This window comes from Corallococcus aberystwythensis (assembly GCF_003612165.1).
GTDB classification, from domain to species: domain Bacteria; phylum Myxococcota; class Myxococcia; order Myxococcales; family Myxococcaceae; genus Corallococcus; species Corallococcus aberystwythensis.
Map to the genome: position 1 here is coordinate 27560 of NZ_RAWK01000026.1, position 22550 is coordinate 50109.

A 22550-nucleotide genomic window follows, 5' to 3' on the forward strand; every position below is an offset into this window, starting at 1 on the left:
GCCGGACGCGGAGCGCGAGGCCGAGGCGAAGCGCCTGGCCGACGCGGAGACCAACCGGGGCTTCCGCCTGGACACGGGGCCGCTCATGCGCGCCCTCATCCTGCGCATGTCCGGGACGGAGCACGTGCTGCTCCTGTCGCTGCACCACATCATCACGGACGGCTGGTCCATGAGCCTCATTGTCCGCGAGATCGCCGCGCTCTACGCCGCGTTCCGTGAGGACAAGCCGTCGCCCCTGAAGGAACTGGCGGTGCAGTACGCGGACTACGCGGGCTGGCAGCGCGACTGGCTGCGCAGCGACGTGATGGGCAAGCACGTGGAGTACTGGCGGCAGCAGCTGTCCGGCGCTCCCTCCGCGCTGGAGCTGCCCACGGACTTCCCGCGCCCGGCGGTGATGACGTACTCGGGCGGCGGCGTGGCCGTGAAGGTCCCGCAGGCGCTGTCGCAGCGGCTCAAGGCGCTGTGCCGTGAACAGGGCGTGACGCCGTTCATGTTCCTGCTGGCGGCGTGGCAGGTGCTCCTGGCGCGTCACGCGGGCCAGGACGACGTGAGCGTGGGCTCGCCGGCCGCGGGCCGCGGGCACTCGGAGACGGAGGGCCTCATCGGCTTCTTCGTCAACACGCTGGTGCTGCGCGCGAAGCTGGAGGGCAACCCGTCCTTCCGCGACGTGCTCACCCAAGTGCGTGACACGGTGCTGTCCGCGCACGTCCACCAGGAGGTGCCGTTCGAGAAGCTGGTGGAGGAGCTGCACCCGGTGCGCGACACCAGCCGCTCGCCGCTCTTCCAGGCCATGTTCGTGCTCCAGGCGGAGGAGCTGTCCGGCCAGGTGTCCGTGGCCGGCCTCACGCTGAAGACGTTCGAGGCGGAAGCGCGCACGGCGAAGTTCGACATGTCCCTGTCGCTGGCGGACGCGTCCGAGGGCTTCCTGGGCCGGCTCGCGTACAACTCCGACCTGTTCTCCCGCGCCACCGCCGAGCGGTTGGTGCAGCACTTCGTGATGATGCTGGAAGGCATCGCCACGGACCTGGGCCAGCGCGTGATGGCGCTGCCCCTGATGACCGAGGACGAGGCGCGGCAGGAACTGGTCGTGTGGAACGACACCCGCGTGGACTTCCCGCGCGAGGCGTGCGTCCCGTCGCTCATCGAGGCGCATGCCCGCGCCACGCCGGACGCGGTGGCCCTCGTCTACGAGGACACGTCCCTCACGTTCGCGCAGCTGGATGCCAGGGCGAACCAGCTGGCGCACCACCTGCGCACGTTGGGCGTCAGGCCGGAAGTGCGCGTGGCGCTCTGCCTGGACCGCTCGCTGGACCTGGTGGTCGGCATGCTGGGTGTGCTCAAGGCCGGTGGCGCGTTCGTGCCGCTCGATCCGGCGTACCCCATCGACCGGCTCGACTACATGCTGGAGGACAGCGGCGCCACGGTGCTCGTGACGCGCGGCGAGCCCATGCCGGGCCTGCACGCGGAAGGCCGTGAAGGGCTGCACCTGGACGACGTCCGGGAAGTCCTCCAGGCCCTGCCCACCACGGCGCCGTCCGTGAACATGACCTCCGCCAACCTGGCGTACGTCATCTACACGTCCGGCTCCACGGGCCGTCCCAAGGGCACGCTGCTCCAGCACCAGGGCCTGGTGAACACGGCGATCCAGGCGGGCCGCGCGCACCGCTACGCGCCGGGCAGCCGCGTGTTGCAGTACGCGGCGTCCAGCTTCGACGCCAGCGTGTGCGAGGTGTTCGGCACGCTCGTCGCCGGGGCCACGCTGGTGCTCGCGCCGCGCGACCGGCTGCTGCCGGACGAGCCGCTGCGCACGCTGCTTCAGGAGCAGCGCATCACCGCCGTCACGCTGACGCCGTCGGTGCTCGCGCAGCTGGGCACCGAAGGGCTGGAGGGCCTGCGCACCGTCATCTCCGCGGGCGAGGCGCTGAGCGTGGAGCTGGCGCGCAAGTGGGGTGCGGGGCGCTTGATGATCAACGCCTACGGCCCCACGGAGGCCACCGTCTGCGCGACGCTGACGGAGGACGGCGCGAACCCGGACCGGCTGACCATCGGCCGCCCGTGGGGGAACGTGCAGGTGTACGTGCTGGATGACGCGCTCCGGCCCCAGCCGACGGGCGTCCCGGGGGAGCTGTACGTGGCGGGCGTGGGCCTGGCGCGTGGCTACCAGGGCCGGCCGGACCTGACGGCGGAGCGGTTCATCCCGAACCCGTTCAGCCAGGAGCCGGGTGCGCGGCTGTACCGCACGGGCGACCGCGTGCGGTGGACGTCCTCGGCCGAGCTCGAGTACCTGGGCCGCATCGACTACCAGGTAAAGGTGCGCGGCTTCCGCATCGAGCTGGGTGAAGTCGAGTCCGTGCTGCTGCACCACGCGGAGGTGCGTGAGGCGGCGGTGGTGGTGCGCGAGGACGCGCCGGGCGACAAGCGCCTGGTGGCGTACGTCGTGCCCCAGCAGGCCGGCACGCTGGACGTGGTGGAGCTGCGCCGCCATCTGAAGAGCGAGGTGCCGGAGTACATGGTGCCGTCCGCCTTCGTGGTGCTGGAGTCCCTGCCGCTGACGCCCGCGGGCAAGGTGGACCGCAAGGCCCTGCCCGCGCCGACGGGTGAGGTGTCGCGCACGCGCAGCTTCGTGGCCCCGCGCACGCCGACGGAGGAGCTGCTCGCGGCCCTCTTCGCGCAGCTGTTGGGCGTGGAGCGCATGGGCGTGGAGGACCACTTCTTCGAGATGGGCGGCCACTCGCTCATGGCCACGCGGCTGGCCTCGCGCATCCGCGAGGCCTTCGACGTGGAGCTGCCGCTGCGCACGCTCTTCGAGGCGCCCACGGTGTCGGACCTCGCCCGGCGCGTGGACGCGCTCGTGGCGCAGGGCAGGGGAGTGCGGGCGCCGCCGCTCGTAGCGCTGCCGCGCGCGGAGCGGATGCCGTTGTCGTTCGCCCAGCAGCGCTTGTGGTTCCTCAACCAGCTGGAGCCGGACAGCGCCTTCTACAACCTCCCGCTGCCAGTGCGGCTGGAGGGCACGCTGGACGTGTCCGCGCTGGAGCGCGCGTTCACGGAGCTGGTGCGCCGCCACGAATCGCTGCGCACCACGTTCCCCATGCGCGACGGCCAGCCCGCGCAGGTCATCCACCCCGCGCCGTCGATGCCGCTGGCGGTGGTGGACCTGTCCGGTCAGCCCGAGGACGTCCGCGAGGCGGAGGCCCAGCGGCAGGCCAACGAAGAGGCGCAGCGTCCGTTCCACCTGGCGAACGGCCCGCTCTTGCGCGTGAAGCTGCTCAAGCTGGAGGCCCAGCGGCACGTGCTGCTCGCGACGATGCACCACATCGTCTCCGACGGCTGGTCCATGGGCGTGCTGGTGCGGGAGATGGCGGCCCTCTACGAGGCCTTCGCCTCCGGCCGTGCGCCGAAGTTGCCGGAGCTGCCGGTGCAGTACGCGGACTACGCGGGCTGGCAGCGCGGCTGGCTGCAGGGTGACGTGCTGGCCCAGCAGATGGCGTACTGGAAGCAGCAGCTGTCCGGCGCGCCCGCCGCGCTGGAGCTGCCCACGGACCGCCCGCGTCCGGCGGTGCAGACGTACCGGGGCGCCAGCGTGAACCTGCGCGTCGGCAAGCCTGTGACGGACACCCTGAAGGCCCTGGCGCTGAAGGAAGGCGCCACGCCCTTCATGGTGCTGCTGGCCGCGTGGCAGGTGCTGCTCGCGCGCTACTCCGGCCAGGACGACGTGAGCGTGGGCACGCCCATCGCGGGCCGTGGCCGCACGGAGACCGAAGGCCTCATCGGCTTCTTCGTCAACACGCTGGTGCTGCGCACGAAGCTGGAGGGCAATCCGTCCTTCCGCGCGCTGCTGGCCCAGGTGAAGGAGACGACGCTGGGCGCGTACGCGCACCAGGAAGTGCCCTTCGAGAAGCTGGTGGAGGAGCTGGCGCCCACGCGAGACACCAGCCGCACGCCGCTGTTCCAGGTGCTGCTGTCGTTCCAGAACGCGCCGGTGCCGGAGCTGGAGGTGAAGGGCCTCACGCTGCGCGCCGTGCCGCTGGAGCACCGCACCGCGCAGTTCGACCTCAACATGACGCTGTCGGAGGTGGACGGCGAGCTGCGCGGGGCGATGGAGTACAACTCCGACCTGTTCGACGCCGGCACCGCCGGGCGGATGCTGGAGCACCTGCGCATCCTCCTGGAAGGCGTGGCGTCCCAGCCGGACGTGCCCGTGCAGCGCCTGCCGCTGCTCACCGGTGGCGAGCGCCAGCTGTTGCTGGAGACGTGGAACGACACGCGGGCCGACTTCCCGCGCGACGCCTGCATCCACCAGCGCTTCGAGGCGCAGGTGGCTCGCACCCCGGACGCGATCGCCGCGACCTTCGAGGGTGAGCAGCTGACGTACCGGCAGCTGGACGCGAAGGCGAACCAGCTGGCGCACCACCTGCGCCGGCTGGGCGTGGGGCCCGAGGTGAAGGTCGCCCTGTGCCTGGAGCGCTCGCTGGAGATGGTCATCGCCGTGATGGGCGTGCTCAAGGCCGGCGGCGCCTACGTGCCGCTCGACCCGAAGTACCCGCTGGATCGCCTGTCCTTCATGCTGGAGGACACGCAGGTGCCGGTGGTGCTGACGCAGGACTCGCTGGCGGACGAGCTGCCCGTCACCACCCAGCAGCTCATCAGCCTGGATGGCGACTGGAAGCGGAGCATCTCCCGCGAGCGCGAGGACGCGCCCGTGACGGCGGTGACGGCCGGCAACCTGGCGTACGTCATCTACACGTCCGGCTCCACGGGCAAGCCCAAGGGCGTGGCCATCGAACACCGCGGCGTGTCCAACTACCTGACGTGGTGCTTGTCGGCGTACGGGCTCGACTCGGGCGCGGGCGCACCGGTGCACTCGTCGCTCGCGTTCGACCTCACCGTCACCAGCATGCTGGCGCCGCTGGTTGCGGGCCGGGGCGTGGTGATGGTGTCCGAGGCCCGGGGCGTGGAAGGCCTGGCGGACGTGCTGCGCGAAGGCACGGGCTTCAGCCTGGTGAAGTTGACGCCCAGCCACCTGCGGCTGTTGTCGGACCTGCTGGGCGCGGACGCGGCGGCGGGGCGCACGGGCGCCTTCGTCATCGGCGGCGAAGCGCTCTTCTCGGAAGAGCTGGCGTTCTGGCGCAAGCACGCGCCGGCCACGCGGCTCATCAACGAGTACGGCCCCACGGAGACGGTGGTGGGCTGCTCGGTGCACGTCGTGGCCCCGGAGGACTCGGGCTCCGGCGCGGTGCGCATCGGCAAGCCGCTGCCCAACACGCGGATGTACGTGCTGGATGCGCACCTGCAACCCGTGCCGGTGGGCGTGCCGGGTGAGCTGTACATCGGCGGCGTGCAGGTGGGCCGCGGCTACCTGGGCCGCCCGGAGCTCACCGCGGAGAAGTTCGTCCCGGATGCGTTCAGCACCGACGGCGGAGCGCGGCTGTACCGCTCCGGCGACCTGGCCCGCTGGCGCGCCGACGGCACGCTGGAATACATGGGCCGCGTCGACCACCAGGTGAAGGTGCGCGGCTACCGCATCGAGCTGGGGGAGATCGAATCCGCCCTCATGGGCGCCTACGGAGTGCGCGAGTCCGTCGTCGTCGTCCGCGAGGACGTGGCCGGCGACAAGCGGCTGGTCGCCTACGTCGCGGGTGACGTGGAGTCCCTGGACCGCCAGGGCCTGCGCGAACACCTGGAGCGCACGCTGCCGGAGTACATGGTGCCGTCCGCCTTCGTCGTCATGGAGGCGCTGCCGGTGACCTCCAACGGCAAGGTGGACCGCAAGGCGCTGCCCGTCCCCAGCGACGAGCGCACGGAAACCGACGCGTTCATCGCGCCGCGCACGCCCACCGAACAGCTGCTCGCCGGAGCGTGGAGCGAGCTGCTGCGCGTGGACCGCGTGGGTTCCACGGACGACTTCTTCGAGCTGGGTGGCCACTCACTGCTGGCCACGCAGGTGCTGTCGCGCGTCCGGAGCATCTTCCGCATCGACCTGCAGCTGCGGGACGTCTTCAACGCGCCCACGGTGCAGAAGCTGTCGGTCCTCATCGACCAGGCGCTCCAGGCCGGCGCGGGCACCCAGGCGCCCGCCATCGTGCCGCTGCCTCGCGAGGGCCGCCTGCCGCTGTCGTTCGCACAGCAGCGCTTGTGGTTCCTGCACCAGCTGGACGCGTCCAGCCCGGCCTACAACGTGCCCATGGTCCTTCGCCTGAAGGGCTCGCTGGACGTAATGGCGCTGGAGCAGAGCTTCACGGAGCTGGTGCGCCGGCACGAATCGCTGCGCACGTCGTTCCACCTGGAGAACGGCCAGGCCGCGCAGGTCATCCACCCGGCGGTGTCGCTGCCGCTCCCGGTGGTGGACCTCTGCGACATCCCGGAGCCGGAGCGCCATGACGAGGCCCGCCGCCTCGCGGACGAGGAGGCTGTGCACCCGTTCCAGCTGGCCACCGGCCCGCTGCTGCGCGTGAAGCTGCTCAAGCTGGACGAGGAGGAGCACATCCTCCTGCTCGTCATGCACCACATCGTCTCCGACGGCTGGTCCATGGGCGTGCTGGTGCGCGAGATGGCCGCGTCCTACGAGGCCTTCGCCTCCGGCCGCGCGCCGGTGCTGCCGCAGCTGCCGGTGCAGTACGCGGACTACGCGGGCTGGCAGCGCGGCTGGCTCCAGGGCGAGGTGCTGGAGAAGCAGCTCGGGTACTGGAAGCAGCAGCTGTCCGGCGCGCCCTCCGCGATGGAGCTGCCCACGGACCGTCCGCGTCCTGCGGTGCAGACGTCACACGGCGCAAGCGTCCCGGTGAAGGTGGGCGCGGCGCTGACGGAATCGCTGAAGGCCCTGGCGCTCCAGGAGGGCACCACGCCCTTCATGGTCCTGCTGGCCGCGTGGCAGACGTTGCTGTCGCGCTACTCCGGACAGGACGACGTGAGCGTGGGCACGCCCATCGCGGGCCGGCAGCGCGCGGAGACGGAGGGCCTCATCGGCTTCTTCGTCAACACGCTGGTGCTGCGCACGAAGCTGGACGGCGACCCCACGTTCCGCGAGCTGTTGGGCCGCGTGCGTGAGACGACCCTGGGCGCGTACGCGCACCAGGAGGTGCCCTTCGAGAAGCTGGTGGAGGAGCTGGCGCCCACGCGCGACACCAGCCGCACGCCGCTGTTCCAGGTGTCCATGACGCTGCAGAACGCGCCGGAAGAGGCGTTCACGCTGACCGACCTCACCCTGGAAGGCGTGGAGGTGGAGCACCGCACCGCGAAGTTCGACCTGTCGCTGGGCCTCACGGAGACGGCGAACGGCATCGAGGGCGGGCTCGAGTACAACACCGACCTGTTCGACGCGGGCACCGCCGAGCGGCTCGCCCGGCACCTGGGCGTGTTGCTGGAGGGCATCGCGGCCAACCCGGATGCACGTCTGCACCAGCTGCCGCTGCTCACGCCGGAGGACCGCCAGCAGGTGGTGGCGGGCTGGAACGACGCCAACGCCCGCTTCCCGGTGGACGCGTGCCTGCACTCGCTGTTCGAGCAGCAGGCGGCGCGCACCCCGGACGCCATCGCCGTCACCTACGCCGAACAGCGCCTCACGTACCGCGAGCTGGACGCGCGGGCGAACCAGCTGGCGCACCACCTGCGCACGCTGGGCGTGGGGCCGGAGGTCCTGGTGGGCCTCGCGGTGGAGCGCTCGCTGGAGCTGATGGTGGGCCTGCTGGCCATCCTCAAGGCCGGCGGCGCGTACCTGCCCATGGATCCGGCGTACCCGCGGGAGCGCCTGGAGTTCATGGTGGAGGACGCGCGCGTCCCGGTGGTGCTCACGCAGCAGCACCTGCTGGACGTGGTGCCGTCGGGCGCGGCGAAGCGCCTGTGCCTGGACGCGGACGCCTCCGCGTGGGCCTCCGCGCCCACCACGAGGCCGGTCAGCGGCGTGGCGCCGCATCACCTGGCGTACGTCATCTACACCTCCGGCTCCACGGGCCGGCCCAAGGGCGCGCAGATTGAGCACGCCCAGGTGGTGCGCCTCTTCGACGGCACGAAGCACTGGTTCGACTTCGGCGCGAAGGACGTGTGGACGCTGTTCCACTCGTACGCGTTCGACTTCTCCGTCTGGGAGATGTGGGGCGCGCTGCTGTACGGCGGCAAGCTGGTGGTGGTGCCCTACGAGGTCAGCCGCACGCCGGCGGACTTCCACGCGCTGCTCAAGCGCGAGGGCGTCACGGTGCTCAACCAGACGCCGTCCGCCTTCCGTCAGCTCATCCAGCACGAGGAGCGCACGGGCGACCACGAAGGCCTGGCCCTGCGCACGGTGGTGTTCGGCGGCGAGGCGCTGGAGTTCGGCAGCCTGCGGCCCTGGTACGCGCGCCACGCGGACAACGCGCCGGTGCTCGTCAACATGTACGGCATCACCGAGACGACCGTGCACGTGACCTACCGCGCACTCAAGGCGGCGGACGCGGAGGGCGGACGCGGCAGCGAGGTGGGCGTGCCGATTCCGGACCTCCAGGTGTACGTGCTGGATGCGCACGGACAGCCGGTGCCTCCGGGCGTCACGGGGGAGATGTACGTGGGCGGTGAAGGCCTGGGCCGCGGCTACCTGGGCCGGCCGGAGCTGACCGCGCAGCGCTTCCTGCCGGATCCGTTCAGCACGCGGCCCGGGGCGCGGCTCTACCGCTCCGGAGACCTGGCGCGGTGGCGTCCCAACGGCACGCTGGAGTACCTGGGCCGTGCGGACTTCCAGGTGAAGGTGCGTGGCTTCCGCATCGAGCTGGGCGAAATCGAAGCGGGCCTGCTGTCGCACCCGAGCGTGCGCGAGGCCGTGGTGCTGGTGCGCGAGGACGTGCCGGGCGACAAGCGCCTGGTGGCGTACCTCGTGGGCGCTCCGGGCCAGAGCGTGGCAGGGAGCCAGGAGCTGCGCGAACAGCTGCGGCGCACGCTGCCGGAGTACATGGTGCCGTCCGCCTTCGTGCCGCTGGAGCAGCTGCCGCTCACGTCCAACGGCAAGGTGGACCGCCGCGCGCTGCCCGCGCCGGACACCACGCGCACGGAGGCCGCCACGCTGGTGGTGGCGCGTACGCCGCTCCAGCTGCAACTGGTCCGCATCTGGGAGGAGACGCTGGGGATGTCGCCCATTGGCATCCGCGACGACTTCTTCGACCTGGGCGGCCACTCCATGCTGGCGGTGCAGCTGATGGGCCGCATCCAGCAGCTCACCGGCCGCAACCTGCCCCTGGCGTCGCTGTTCCAGGCGTCGACGGTGGAGCAGCTGTCCGCGCTCCTGGAGCAGGGGGAGAAGGCCTGGTCGCCGCTGGTGGCGCTGAAGCCGGAGGGGACGAAGCCTCCGCTGTTCGCCATCCACCCGGCGGGCGGCGGCGTCCTCTGCTACGTGGACCTGGCGCGAGAACTGGACGCGGATCAGCCGTGCTACGGCCTCCAGGCCCGGGGCACCGAGGGCGAGGAGCCCCTGGGCACCGTGGCGGAGATGGCCGCGCTGTACCTGGCGTCCGTGCGCGAGGTGCAGCCGCACGGGCCCTACCACCTGGCGGGCTGGTCGCTGGGCGGCATCATCGCCTTCGAGATGGCGCGGCAGCTGCGCGCACAGGGCGAGACGGTGGCGCTCCTGGCGAGCATCGACGCGTACACCGTGCAGCACATGGTGCCGGACAAGACGCCGGAGCAGGTGCTGGAGGACATGCTCACCTCCGAGCTCACCATGATGCTGGCGGCCACCACCGGGCGCGACCCCATGGAGCTGCGCGAGCGCATCTCCCAGATGACGCAGCCGGAGCGCGTGAACTACTTCTACGAAGTGGGCAGCCAGGGTGACACGCAGATCGCCGACGTGGGCGTGGAGCGCGTGCGCAACCTGTACCGGGTGTTCGAGTCCACCTCGCGCGCGTTCACGCAGTACGACGCGAAGCCGCTCGACGGGGCATTGGTGCTGCTGCGCGCCAGCCAGCGGCCGGACACTCGCGAGCACACCGGCTGGGAGGAGCTCGTCACCGGCGGCGTGGAGGTCGTGGAGATGCCGGGCACGCACATGACGATGATGCGCAAGCCGCTCATCACGAACGTGGCGCGGGAGCTCCAGTCCCGCATCGTGTCGTGGACGGCGCCGGTGGACGACCAGAAGAAGAAGATCGGGTAGCGGTACCACGCGGGCTCCGGGGTCATCCCCGGAGCCCGTGTTGCTGACAGCGGCCGGCGCCTACCGGGCGCCGATGGGGGACAGCGTCAGGGGCTCCGGCGGCGCGGCGGCGCGGACCGCCTGGACCAGCGCCTCGATGGTCTTCACGAGCACCGGGGCCACGTCCGGGTCCACGGCGAGCGACGCCTCGTCCGTCTTGCGGCCCGCCAGGGGGACCGTGAGCAGGCCTTCAATCACCTCCGTGAAGGTGACGGTGCGCAGCACCTCCATCAGCTGCCCGTGAGCGTGCAGGGAGCGCGGCGAGGCGTTGATCAGCGCGGTGGGCCGGGAGGACATCTCGCCGCTGCCCACCAGCCAGTCCAGCGCGTTCTTCATCACGCCGGAGATGCCGTGCGCGTACTCCGGGCTGGAGATGAGCAGCGCATCGGTGGCCCGGAGCGCCTCGCGCAGCGCCAGCACGCCGGGGGGCGCGATGCCGTTGTCCAGGTCGTCCAGGTCCGGGTTGAAGGGCGGGATGTCTCCGAGCGCGTCATAGAGCGTCATCTCCACGCCCGGGGGCGTCAGCCGGAGACAGGCCCTCAACAGGACGGTGTTGGAGGAGACCTTCCGAAGGCTTCCTGAAATGGCGAGGATCTTCATGGCGTGCTCAGGCGGCCTCCTGCGGACCGGTGGACGGAGAAGCCGCGGACCATGTCACGGGCAGTTGCTTCAGGCCATAGAGGACCATCTCGTGGCGGAAGGCCAGCTCCTCCACGGGCACGGCGACGCGCAGCGTTGGGATGCGCTCGAAGAGGGCGCGGAAGACGATGGCCAGCTCCGCGCGCGCGAACGTCGCGCCGATGCAGCGGTGCAGCCCGTGGCCGAACCCCACCTGGTGCCGGCAGTCGCGGCGGATGTCGAAGGCGTCCGCGTTGGGGAAGGCCTGCTCGTCGCGGTTGCCGGAGCTGAGCATGACGATGAGCCCCTCGCCCTCGCGGATGAGCTGGCCGCCCACCTCCACGTCGGCGGTGGCCGCGCGCGGCAGGCCCGCGTGGTTCACCGTGAGGTAGCGCACCAGCTCCTCCACCAGGCCGTCCGCCAGCGCGGGGTCGCGCAGGAAGTCCGCCAGCTGCTCCGGGTGCTGGAGCAGCGTGACGGTGCCCAGGCCAATCACCTGCGCCATGGTGTCGTAGCCGCCCAGCATCAGCAGCGCGGCGATGCCCACCAGCTCCGCGTGGGTGACCTGCTCGCTGCGCGTCTTGTCGGAGATGAGGCGGCCCAGGATGTCGTCCCCGGGGGCCTGCTCCTTCGCGGTCACCAGCCGGTCGAAGTAGGTCATCAGCTCGATGGCGGAGGTCTCTGATTCCTTCGCCGTGCGGCTGCGGTCCAGCACGCCGTCGGTCCGGCTCTGCACGAAGCCCGCGTCCTCGAAGGGCACGCCCAAGAGCTCGCAGATGACGGCGGACGCGGTGGGCAGGGCGAAGGCCTTGATGAGGTCCGCGGGCCGCGTCTCCTGAAGGAGCGCGTCCACCCGCTGATCCACGATGGCCTGCATCCGCGGGCGCAGGGACTCGATGTGCCGGGCCATGAACTCGCGCGTGACGAGCGCGCGCAGGCGCGTGTGGTCCGGCGCGTCCATCTGCATGAAGAAGCCCGGCGGGGGCGGCACGTCGCCCGTGACGTAGGACGGATATCCGCGGCTCAGCGGGTTGGAGCTGAAGCGCCGGTCGGTGAGGACGGCGCGGATGTCCTCATGGCGCGTCACCAGCCAGGCGGGGTCGCCTCGCGGCGTGACGACGCGGCTGATGGGCTGCTCCACACGCAGGCGGCGGTACTCGGGAGGCGGATCAAAGGGACATTTCCGTGCGGAAGGCAGCGGAGGAAGGGCGGTCATGGTGGGCTCCAGCGGGGGTGGCGGTGGAAGGTGAAAGGGGCCGTGGCTCAAGCGCCCGCGAGTACCTGGAGCAGGGCCTGCGTGAGGCCGGCGATGGTGGGGTGGTCCCACATGAGCGTCGGGTCCAGCGACAGCCCCAGGTGGTCCTCCAGGTCTCCGGCCAGGGTGAGCGCGTAGACGGAGTCCAGGCCGTACTCGGCCAGCGGCACGTCGGCGCGGATCTCGTCGGGCTTGCGCTGCACGTAGGTGGCGATCCGCGCGGACAGCCAGCTGCTCAGGGCCTCCGCGGAAGGGATGGACGGCATGAGAAGGGTTCCTTTCAATTCAGGCATCAGGGGCTGGAGATGAACGCCAGCCCGTCAGGGGAGAACGGCTCAGGTCGAAGGCGCGCACGTCCTCGTGGCGCGCCATCAGCTCGGTGAAGAGGCGGGTGCGGATGGCTTCCGGGAGCGGGCCCTGGGCCCGGCCGCGCCAGACGTCCAGGCGGTGAAGCGCGGCCAGGAGCCACGCCGGATCTCCCAGGAAGGGGGCTCCGGCCTGCTGGCGCCACACGTTGAAGCAGGCGCTCGCGGCCTGCAGCGTGATGGCGCGCGTCGTCAGGTCGTAGGACTCGGGGCTGGCGGTGGCGGTCAGCTCACGGGGAGGGAGCGCCGCGGCGGCGACGCGCAGGGACTCCAGCTCCGACGCGAAGGCCTCCATGCGCTGACGGACCTCGCGCAGCGGCCCGGAGGACGCGTCGCCCAGGGACTCCAGCCCGTCCCGCAGCGAGCCCATGAGCCCATCCTGTCCGCCGCCGCTGAGGGCCAGCGACTCGAAGGGCAGGGCGGGCAGCGGCGCGTCCAGACGGAACAGCTCCGCGGGGGCGGGCGTGGGCTTTGCCCAACCGCGCCGCGCGAGCAGCGGAAGCTGGGGCAGCAGCGTCATCTGTCCGGCGACGCGGGCCAGGTGGCCGAAGCCCGCGGGTTGCAGGTCGCGCATCAGCTTCTGGAAGACGGCGGCGTCGCCCTCGCGCAGGTAGAAGCGGGCCCCCAGCACCGTGGACAGCCGGCCCATGGCGTCCATCAACACGCGAGGCACCAGGAACTTCACCGCGGCGGTGGTGACGCTGGCCTCGCGCGGCAGCAGGTGCACGCCCCGCGCGGCCACGGTGGTGAAGGCATCACACAGCAGCAGATCCGCGAAGGTGTCCGCGAGCACCGAGCGCGTCTGGGGCAGGTCGGTGACGGCGCGGCCATACACCGTGCGGCCCAGCGACGTGCGGATCGTCGTGCGCAGGCCCGTGTCGACGATGCCCAGGAACATCCCGGGCAGCGCGACGCGCGTCACCTGGAAGGACTTGATCGCCGTCTCCAGCCCCTGCCCGGACGCGCCGAGGATGGCCTCCGTGGGCACGGGGCAGTCCTGGAACGTCACGCCGCCCAGCGGCACGCCGCGCATGCCCACGGTGCGGAAGCGGGGCAGGTGCGTCACGCGCTCGCGGGGAAGCCGCGTCAGGTCCACCAGCACCTGCGAATGGTTGCGGCTGCCGGTGCCCGGCTGGGTGCGCGCGAAGAGGACCACCGCGTCCGCGCGGTGGATGTTGGAGATGACCTGCTTCGTGCCGTTCAGGCGCAGGCCGTCGCTGGAGGGCAGCGCTTCGAACTCCGCGCGCGCCAGGTCGTTGCCGTGCGCCAGTTCGTAGTAGCCGCACGCGAGCTTGCGCTTGCGCAGGAGCAGGTCCGCTACGGTGCGGCGCTGATCCGGCGTGCCCGCTGTCCACACGTTGACCGCGGCGATGAGCGAGCTGGCGCCGTAGCCCAGGCCCAGGCACGGGTCGCGGCGGAACACCGCTCGCATGAGGCGGATCAGCCGGTCCAACCCGGCCAGCCGGCCGCCCTCCGACGTGGGCACGAACTCCGCGCTCAGGCCGAAGGTGTCCAGCAGCCGCTCTCCGGCGTCCAGCAGCTCCCCACGCTCGTCCGCGGCGAGGACCTGGGAGAAGCCCACCGGCTGGGTGTCATCCCACGGGTCGCCCAGGTGCTGCTCCAGCGTCTCCTCGGAGTGGGGATTCATCATGGCGCGCCTTCCGTCCGCACGTCGTCCAGCAGGGACACGAGTCCGGGCGCGTCCACCACGGTCGCGGCCAGCCGGTCGAAGACGTCCGCCGCGTCCGGTGCGGTCTCCACGCCCAGACGCGACAGCACGTTCACCAGACACGCCTCCAGCCAGAGCGCGTCACTCCAGAGCGGGCCGGTGGCCCGGGCCTGATGGTTCAGCCAGAGGTGCAGGCACGCCGCGCCCGCGAAGCAGGCCTCGTAGTGTTCGGCCAGGTGGAACGCCTCCGGAGGCACGTCGCGCGGGGAGGGCGGATGCGCGGCCATGCGCTCGTGGACGGCGGCGGTCGCGGTGCCCAGGGCGCGCGCGAGGACGGCGACGTGCTTCGGAACGCCGCCGCCTTCCTCCAGGGCCTGGAGCCGCTGGAGCGCGGCGGGCAGGCCCTGCACGACACTGCACCCGCCCAGGGAGATGAGCGCCAGCCGGGACAGGTCGGCTTCGGGGAGCGGGGCGGTGAGCGTGGTCGCCGTCGCGAGCCCCTCCGCGTCGCGGCGCTCCTGCCGCCACGCCCGGACCAGCACGGGGAACTGGTTGATGACCGCGTTGCGGTTGACCAGGGTGCTGCCGTCGAAGATGGCGATGATGCGGTGGTCACGCTCCAGCTTCTGGAACATGCCGTGCGCGTACACGTCGGAGAGGAACGAGCGCGCGCCCATCAGGTCCGCCAGCTGGGCGATCATGTCGTTGATGGCCGAGGGGACGAACGCCTTGGTGAGCGCGGAGGTGAGGCTCGCTTCGTTCGTGAGTGCGTGCAGGGAGCGGCTGCCCACGCACGTCACGGCCTCCGCGAGCAGCAGCTGCGTGGCGGCCTGGCCCAGCGGGCGGCGCGCCCGGGGCAGGTCCACCAGCCGGCGCTCATAGAGCTGGTGCGCCTTCGCGAAGTCCACCGTCAGGCGCAGCGCATGGTCCCCAGCGCCCAGGGACATGGCCACCGCGACGGTGCGGGTCAGCTGGAGGGCCTTGAGCACCAGCTCGATGCCGCCGCCCTGACGTCCCACCAGCGCGCTGTCCGGCACGTCCGCGCCGGTGAAGGCGATGCCGCTGATGTCCGCGCCCCGGATGCCGTGGGTGCGCTCCTTGGGCAGGCAGTGGAAGGCGCCAGGTGGCAGGGTGCGCTTGTCCACCAGGAACACGCTGAAGCCGCGGGGACCGCCCGCGGGCTCGGTGCGCGCGAGCACGCTCACCAGGTGGCCCCGGGTGGCGTTGTTGATGAGCCACTTCTCCCCGTCGAGCCGCCAGCCTTCGGAGGTGCGCGTCGCGGACAGCTCACCGGCCAGCAGGTCGCTGCCGTGGTGGCGCTCCGTCAGGCCCCAGGACACGCGCGCTCCCTGCTGGATTTCCTCACCCAGGGCGGCGGCCTGCTTCGCGTTGCCCTCCACCCAGGTGCACGCTCCGCCCAGGAAGGTCTTTCCATGGCCGATGGCCGCGGTCAGGTCCCTGCGTGCCACCGTGCGCCAGAGCGCCACGAGGTCCGGGAAGCGCTCGAGCCGTCCGCCGTGCTTCACGGGCACGTAGTGCGCCCCCAGGCCGAAGTCGTCCAGGGCACTGCAGGCGTCGGTGGGGAAGGCTTCCTTGCGGTCCAGCTCCGCGACCTTCGCGGGCGCGAACGGGCCATCCCCCATGTCCAGTTGCCGCAGCCGCGCGTCGAGCGCCACCGCGGGTGACGTCGTCGCGGTCATCCCGGGAAGTCCTCTCCCCCTTGCGTCGCGCCGGCCAGCGAGGGCGGAAGCACCTGGGGTTGGGCCTGGCGTGCCTGGAGCACCTGGGCGTCCAGTTCTTCGTGCAGCACGGGGAGCGCGTTCGCCAGGAACAGCGTGCGCATGGCGGCGCGCTGGATCTTCCCGCTGGTGGTGCGCTGCACGGAGCCGGGCTTGAGCAGCACCACGCCGCCCACGCGGATGCCGAACTCGCGCGACACGGTGACCTTGATGCGCGCGACGAGCTGGCGGTAACCCTCCGTGTCGAAGCGGCCCTTCACCTCGTGGGTGACGATGACCGCCTCCTCCTCGTCCGGCGGCGACACCGTGAACACCGCGCCGAAGCGCGTGGCCAGCTCCGGGTGCTGTGCCCGGACCTCGTGCTCGATGTCCTGCGGGTAGAGGTTGCGGCCGTGGGTGATGAGCATCTCCTTGATGCGGCCAGTGACGTAGACCTCTCCGTCGAGCACCAGCCCCAGGTCGCCGGTGCGCAGGAAGCCCTGCTCGCCCTCGGCGGTGGTCGCGTCGAAGTTCGCGGCCGTGGCGCGCGGGTTGTTCCAGTAGCCGCGCGACACGCTGTCACCGCGCAGCCACAGCTCTCCCACCATGCCCGGCCGCAGCGTCGCGCGCGTCGCGGGGTCCACCACGCGCACGTCGTAGCCCTCCGGCACGCCGCAGCTCACCAGCTCGCGGGCCTGCTGGCCTTCGGTGGCCAGGCGGTACTCGTGCTGCTCCAGCGCCTCCGCCACCACGCGGCGCACGACGGGCGGACGGTGGGCGCGGCCGGAGACGAACACCGTGGCCTCCGCCATGCCGTAGCAGGGGCAGAGGGCGGACTCGCTGAAGCCCGCTGCGGCGAAGCGCTGCGCGAAGGCCCGCAGCGTGGAGGCCTGGACCGGCTCCGAGCCGTTGGCCGCGAACTCCCACCGGGACAGGTCCAACCCCGCCAGCTGCGCGTCGCTCACACGGCGGCGGCACAGCTCGAACGCGAAGTTCGGCGCCGCCGAGTACCCGATGTCGTGCTTGTCGATCATCCGCAGCCACAGGTGCGGCCGCATGACGAAGGCGTTGGGCGTCATCAACACGCAGCTGCTTCCCAGGAACAGCGCGGGCAGCAGCTGCGCCATCAGACCCATGTCGTGGTACAGCGGGATCCATCCACCGAAGCGGGTGCGGTCCGTGAACCCGAGCGCGCGCTGGAAGCTGGCCACGTTGTGCAGCAGGTTCTGGTGGGAGACCATCACTCCCTTCGGATCACCCGTGGATCCGGACGTGTATTGCAGGAGGAGCAGCGTGTCGCGGGACGTGGGCGGCATCCGCCAGGTCTCCGGATCGCCCTCGCCCTGCGTGTCCGTGGCCAGGACCGTCACCCCGTCCAGGCCTTCCGCGCTGGCCCACTCCGTCACGGCCGCGGCGTGGGTGCTGTCGGTGAAGATGGCGCGTACGCCCGCGTCCCGGGCAATGGCGCGGACCCGGCGCCGCTGGTGCGGGTACTGGCCGGGCAGCGGCGCGGGCACGGTGATCATCCCGGCGTAGAGGCAGCCGAAGAAGGCCGCCACGAAGTCCACGCCCACCGGGTAGAGCATCAGCACGCGCTCGCCCGGGGCGAAGCGCTCCTGGAGCCAGACGGCGATGCGCCGGGCCTCCGCGTCCAGCCGCTGGTAGGTGAGCGTGGTGGTGCCGTCCGCGCGGTCCAGGTCGCGCACCAGGCTTACCGCCTCCTGGTCAGGGCGGGTGCTCGCGTATTCGCGCAACAGCGCGGTGATGTGGGGGGCGTGCTCAAACGCGGGCATGGGAACCGCTCCTCTCCGCGCGCGGCGGAGGCAGGTAGCCAATGGAGACGAAGTAGTCGAGGTAGAGGCGCAGGAAGGCGAGGTCCACCTCGCGGCACGCGATGCCTGAACCCGCCAGGGCCGCGTGCAGCTGCGTGGTGTCGAAGCGGGGCAGGCTGTCCGGGTAGCCCACGTCTTCTGACGGGGTGTCCTCGGTGAAGAGCGGGTGGAAGCGGGTGAGCGCGTTGTCCTCGCCGCGCTCCACCGCCGCCGTCAGCTCGCGGTACCACTCGCGGTAGGGCACGCGCCGCAGCGGATAGCCCAGGGTCTCCAGCATCTGGACCAGCTCGGTCCAGCGCACCGTGCGGCCTCCGGGCAGGTTGAACACGGAGCCCGCGTGCTTGCCGCCCAGCGCGACGTGCGCGACGACACGCGCGCAGAAGTCCACCGGGACCATCTCCAGCAGGACGTTGAAGTCCAGCGCCGCGCCCAGCTGGATGCAGCCCTTCATCGTCTCGTTGAGGAAGGTGTCGGTGGAGCAGGCGCCTGTATCCTGCGAGCCGGTGATGAGGCCCGGCCGGTAGATGCACACCGGCAGCCCCCGGTGGCCGGCGAGCGACACCAGCTTGTCGCCCACCCACTTCGTCTGCCGGTAGCCCCCCATGACGTGGGTCGGGTCCGTGAGCTCCACCTCCATGAAGTTCTGCGGCCCCGGGTGGCCGGGGAAGACGGCCAGCGACGACACGAAGTGCACGGGCTTCACGCGCGCACGGCACGCCAGCCGAAGCACCTCCAGGGTGCCCAGTACGTTGACGGGCTTGAGGCGCTGATAGGGCAGCGCGTAGCTGGAGTGCGCGCCGTTGTGGATGATGACCTCCGCCTCGTGGGCCAGCGTCAGGTAGTCCGCGCGCGACAGTCCGAAGTAGGGCCGTCCCAGGTCACCCGCCACGCCGATGAGGCGGGCCGCGTCGGCGTCGCGCCACAGCCCGTAGCCGCGCAGGTTGTCGCGCACGCGCTCCAGCGCCCCAGCCGCATCACGCGCGCGAGCCAGCACGAAGAGGCGCGCGTCGGAGCGGTCGAGCAGCTCGCGCACCAGGTACGCGCCGGTGTAGCCGGTGCCTCCGGTGAGCAGCACGGTGCGGTAGGGCGCGGTCACTGCTGGCAAGGCATCCGGGGCAATGCGGATGTCGTCCGGGAGCGTCGCCTCGGTGAGCAGGTCGTCCGGGGACAGGCTGCGCGAAGCGGGGCCGCTCGAGGACGCGCCTCCGGACTTCGCGCCGATCATCCGCGCCAATTCGGAGACGGTGGGGTGTTCGAAGAAGCGGCGCATGTTGGGGGCGACGCCGAACGCCTCCTTCACCCGCGCGGCCATCTGCGCGGCGCCCACGGAATCACCGCCCAGGTCGAAGAAGCTGTCCGTGACGCCGACGCGCGCCGTGCCCAGCACCTCCTGCCAGAGCAGCGCGATGCGGGCCTCGTCGGGCGTCCCCGGCGCCACGTACGCGGCGGCGGTGGTGGACTCGGAGGCGTCGGCCAGAGGCAGGCGGCTTCGGTCCACCTTGCCGTTGGGCAGCTTGGGCAGCGTGTCCAGGATGACGAAGCGCGTGGGCACCATCGCCTCGGGCAGGTGCTCCCGGGCGAAGGTCCCCAGGGACGCGCGCAGGCTGGCCACGGACGTGGACTGGAGCGGCGCGTTCGCCGCGCGGGAAGGGGTGTCACTCATCGCGTCTGCTCCTTCAGCTCGAACACCGCGTCGAACGTTCCCGTGCTCGCGGAGGTGGGCACCTCCAGGCGCACCGTCAGGCCATGACGGTCCGCCAGGGCCACCACTGCCTCCGGCTCCACGGCCCGCGTCTCATCGGCGTCCCAGAGCGCTCGCTCCACGTCCCAGGCGGTCTGGGCCGGAGTGGCCGCGTGCAACAGCCGCACGAGTTGCAGCGGCTTGACGAGCCGCCGGTTGGGAATGCCGGTGACGCGGAAGGGTCCCTTGCGCGCCTGGAGCAGCCGCGCGAGCCCTTCGCTCCGGTCCCCGTCACCGGGCAGCGTGTCCCAGGCCACGGAGGCATTGGCGGGCACGGGGGCCTGGACGCCGTGGCCCAGCGTCACGTCGTAGCGGAAGCAGGTGAGCTCGTTGACGGCGTGGCCGCGCTTGAGCTCCAGCCGCACCGGCCGGTGGAGCCGGGCCGCGTGCTCGCGGAAGAAGGACGGGGACAGGCACAGCTCCCGTTCAGCGGCGACCTGCCGCGCCACCGCTGACGCCAGGTCGCGCGCGGGCATCAACGCGGGGGCCTTGTGCAGCTGCACGGAGGCGTGGAAGGCCTCCAGCAGATCCAGGTCCCGGACGTCACCGACGAAGACCGCGCCCTTGGCACCGGACACGCGCGCCGCTTCGTCCAGCACGCGCGTGAGGTACTCCGTGCCCGGGAAGTATTGGATGACGGAGTTGATGACCACGGTGTGGCCCGCGTCCGTCGACAGCGTGGACAGGTGGCCCGCGTCGCCATGGATCAGCGTGACGTGCGAGGGCAGGGGGCCGCTGCCCAGCGACGCGGCCGCGGTGCGCAGCGCGGCCGCGGATACGTCCAGGCCCAGGTACCGCTCCACGTGGGGCGCCAGGTGACGCAGCACCAGGCCCACGCCCACGCCCACGTCCACCAGCGTGCGCGGATGCAGCGCGCGGACGCGCTCCACGGTGTGGCCCAGCCACTCGCGCATCTGCGCCGGGGGGATGGGCTCCCCCGTGTAGCTGCTGAGCCAGCCGGAGAAGTCCCGGTCCAGGTCCTGTCCGCGCGCGCCCGTCTCCGGGTCGGTGTACGCGTTCTCCCAGACCTCGCCCCAGCGCTGGACGTGCGCTTCCTCCGCGCCCTTGTCCAGCAGGCCCGGGCCCGGTGACACGAAGGCGATCAGCTCCGCGCCGCCGTTGGCGCGAGCCGCCGCCACCACGGCGACGGACGCCACCTGGGGATGGCGCGACAGCACGCCCTCCACCTCGTCGGGCTCGATGCGGTGGCCGCGGATCTTCACCTGCCGGTCCACGCGGCCCAGGAACTCCAGCACGCCGTCCGCCCGCCAGCGTGCGCGGTCTCCGGTGCGGTACATGCGCCCCGGACGCGAGGGGTGCGGCACGAAGCGCTCCGCCGTCAGCTCCGGGCGGCGGTGGTAGCCCAGGCTGACGCCCTCGCCGCCAATCCACAGCTCTCCCGCCACGCCAATGGGCGAGGGCTCGCGCGCGGCATCCAGCACCAGCACGTCCGTGTTCGCGATGGGCTGGCCAATGGGGATGACGCCCTGGCGCGGATCCTTCACCGCGTCCACCTCATGCACGGTGGACCACACGGTCGTCTCCGTGGGGCCGTACATGTTGAACAGCCGCACCCGGGGAAGCCGCGAACACACGCGATCCACGAGCCCCGCGGGAAGGATTTCGCCACCGACGAGCACGGCGCGCGCGCCCTCCAGCGCGGCCAGCGCCGCGGGCTCGGCGGCCACGGCGGCGAGGAAGGACGGGGTGCTCTGGGTGAGCGTGACGCCATGGCGGCGGCACAGCTCGGCGAAGGCGTCATCGCCTTCGGGGCCGTCCGCGCCGGGAGCACGGACCAGGTTGTTGATGAGCCCCTCGTTGGCGATGACCACGCGCGCGCCGTGGGTGAGCGGCCAGAGCAGCTCCAGCACGGAGATGTCGAAGGACACGCTGGTGAGCGCGAGCACCGCGTCCTCGGGCCCGCAGCCGATGCGCGCGTCCATGCCCAGGAAGAAGTTCACCACGTTGTGGTGGCGCACCCCGGTGCCCTTGGGCCGGCCCGTGGAGCCGGAGGTGTAGAGCACGTAGGCCGTGTCGTGGCCGTCCGTGCCCACCCGCACCGGCGCAGTGGAGCGCGAGGCCACGTCGGCCGTGTCCAGGTGCACCACCGCGCGCGCGGGCAGTCCGGCGGGGCCGGTGCTCAGGCTGACGAGCGCATCCAGGTCCGCGTCGGACGCGATGAACTCCAGGCGGTTCTGCGGATAGCCGGGGTCCAGCGGCACGTACGCGGCGCCCGCCTTCATCACCGCGAGCAGGGCAATGACGAGCTCCGGCCCGCGCGGCAGGCTCACGCCCACGCGGCCCCCACGGCGCACGCCCCGGTCCTTCAGGAGCGAGGCCAGCTGGTTTGCGCGAGCATCCAGCTGCGCGTACCGCACGCTCTGCCCACGGTGCACGAGCGCGACGCGCTGACCCTCCACGCGGGCCTGGTGCTCGATGAGCGCGTGGACGGTGAGGTCGCGGTCATACGTCACCGCGGTGTCGTTCCAGCGAGCCACGCGTGCGCGCTCCGCCGCGTCCACGAGCGTCACGTCCGCGAAGCCCGCTCCGGGCGTGTCCGCGACGGCCTCCAGCGCGCGCTGGTAGTAGCCGGTGAGCCGCGCGCAGAGGTCGGCGTCCAGGAGGGACTCGTCGCAGTCCAGCCACAGCCGCAGCCCGCCCTGCACCGGGTCGTAGAGGAAGTTCACGGCGAGCGGGTAGTTCGTCTCCGCTACGCCCACGCCGTCCAGGATGAGCGCGCCCGTGGGGCCGGTGACCTTCCACTGGCGCCGGAAGTCCATGAAGTTGACGTAACTGTCCAGGGACAGCGCGTCCCCCAGGTCCCGCTGCATCCGCATGTACGGGTAGCGGCGGTGCGGCGAGGACTCGCGCTCGTGGGCGAAGACGGCGTGGGCCGCGTCGCGCAGGGTGGCCGTGCGCGTGTCGACGCGCAGCGGGAGCGTGTTGAGGAACACGCCGATGGCCTCGTCGCCGCCTTCCTCTTCCAGGCGGCCGTTGGACACCACGCCGGTGACGACCTCGTCCACGCCGCACACGCGATGCAGCACCGCCACGTGCGCCGTCGCCAGCAGCGACTTGAGCGGGAGGGCCTCCTCCACCGCGCGCAGCCGCAGCCGCTCCGCCAGCTGGGGTGAGAGGGGGACTTCATGGGCCCGCTGCCGGGGGGCGGGCGCCGCGCCCCCCGGCAGCGGGCCCATGA

General features: G+C 71.8%; 9 protein-coding genes (1 of these 9 cut by a window edge). 1 reads left to right on the top strand and 8 read right to left on the bottom strand.

The genetic code is table 11. From position 1 onward, the window contains the following. Positions 1–10114, top strand: partial view of a non-ribosomal peptide synthetase gene (locus tag D7W81_RS06345; protein WP_120554421.1) — the end only. Its footprint begins 21404 nt before the window's first position; 10114 of the gene's 31518 nt are visible here — the last part of the coding sequence; its start codon lies off the left edge, out of view; its stop codon occupies positions 10112–10114. A 60-nt stretch (positions 10115–10174) separates the two neighbouring features. Here the strand turns inward: D7W81_RS06345 and D7W81_RS06350 are convergent, their stop codons facing one another. From D7W81_RS06350 to D7W81_RS06385, 8 genes are all read right to left on the bottom strand, one after another. Further along, entirely contained in the window at positions 10175–10753 is a 579-nt protein-coding gene (locus D7W81_RS06350) for an NADPH-dependent FMN reductase (RefSeq protein WP_120554422.1), read from the bottom strand. Positions 10754–10760: 7 nt separating this feature from the next. Next, positions 10761–11987 carry a cytochrome P450 gene (locus D7W81_RS06355; RefSeq protein ID WP_120554423.1) on the bottom strand — a complete coding sequence of 409 codons (1227 nt, stop codon included), beginning with the start codon at positions 11985–11987 and terminating at the stop codon, positions 10761–10763. Positions 11988–12034: 47 nt separating this feature from the next. Beyond that, the gene (locus D7W81_RS06360; RefSeq protein WP_208721196.1) at positions 12035–12292 is read right to left on the bottom strand and encodes an acyl carrier protein; all 258 of its coding nucleotides are present in this window, start codon (positions 12290–12292) and stop codon (positions 12035–12037) included. 19 nt (positions 12293–12311) lie between these two features. Beyond that, positions 12312–14042: an acyl-CoA dehydrogenase family protein gene (locus D7W81_RS06365; protein WP_120554425.1), complete on the bottom strand. Its 1731-nt coding sequence runs from the start codon at positions 14040–14042 to the stop codon at positions 12312–12314. Continuing rightward, positions 14039–15760 (bottom strand): acyl-CoA dehydrogenase family protein, encoded by a 1722-nt coding sequence (locus D7W81_RS06370; protein ID WP_120554426.1) that lies wholly within the window; start codon positions 15758–15760, stop codon positions 14039–14041. Before D7W81_RS06370 ends, D7W81_RS06365 begins: the two co-directional genes overlap by 4 nt. Further along, positions 15757–17571 (bottom strand): fatty acyl-AMP ligase, encoded by a 1815-nt coding sequence (locus D7W81_RS06375; protein WP_120554427.1) that lies wholly within the window; start codon positions 17569–17571, stop codon positions 15757–15759. Before D7W81_RS06375 ends, D7W81_RS06370 begins: the two co-directional genes overlap by 4 nt. Next, positions 17558–19273 carry a thioester reductase domain-containing protein gene (locus D7W81_RS06380; protein WP_120554428.1) on the bottom strand — a complete coding sequence of 572 codons (1716 nt, stop codon included), beginning with the start codon at positions 19271–19273 and terminating at the stop codon, positions 17558–17560. The genes D7W81_RS06375 and D7W81_RS06380 overlap by 14 nt, the downstream gene beginning before the upstream one ends. Further along, the coding region (locus tag D7W81_RS06385) for a non-ribosomal peptide synthetase (RefSeq protein ID WP_120554429.1) at positions 19270–22550 on the bottom strand (3281 nt) is incomplete at its 5' end. The genes D7W81_RS06380 and D7W81_RS06385, both read right to left, overlap by 4 nt.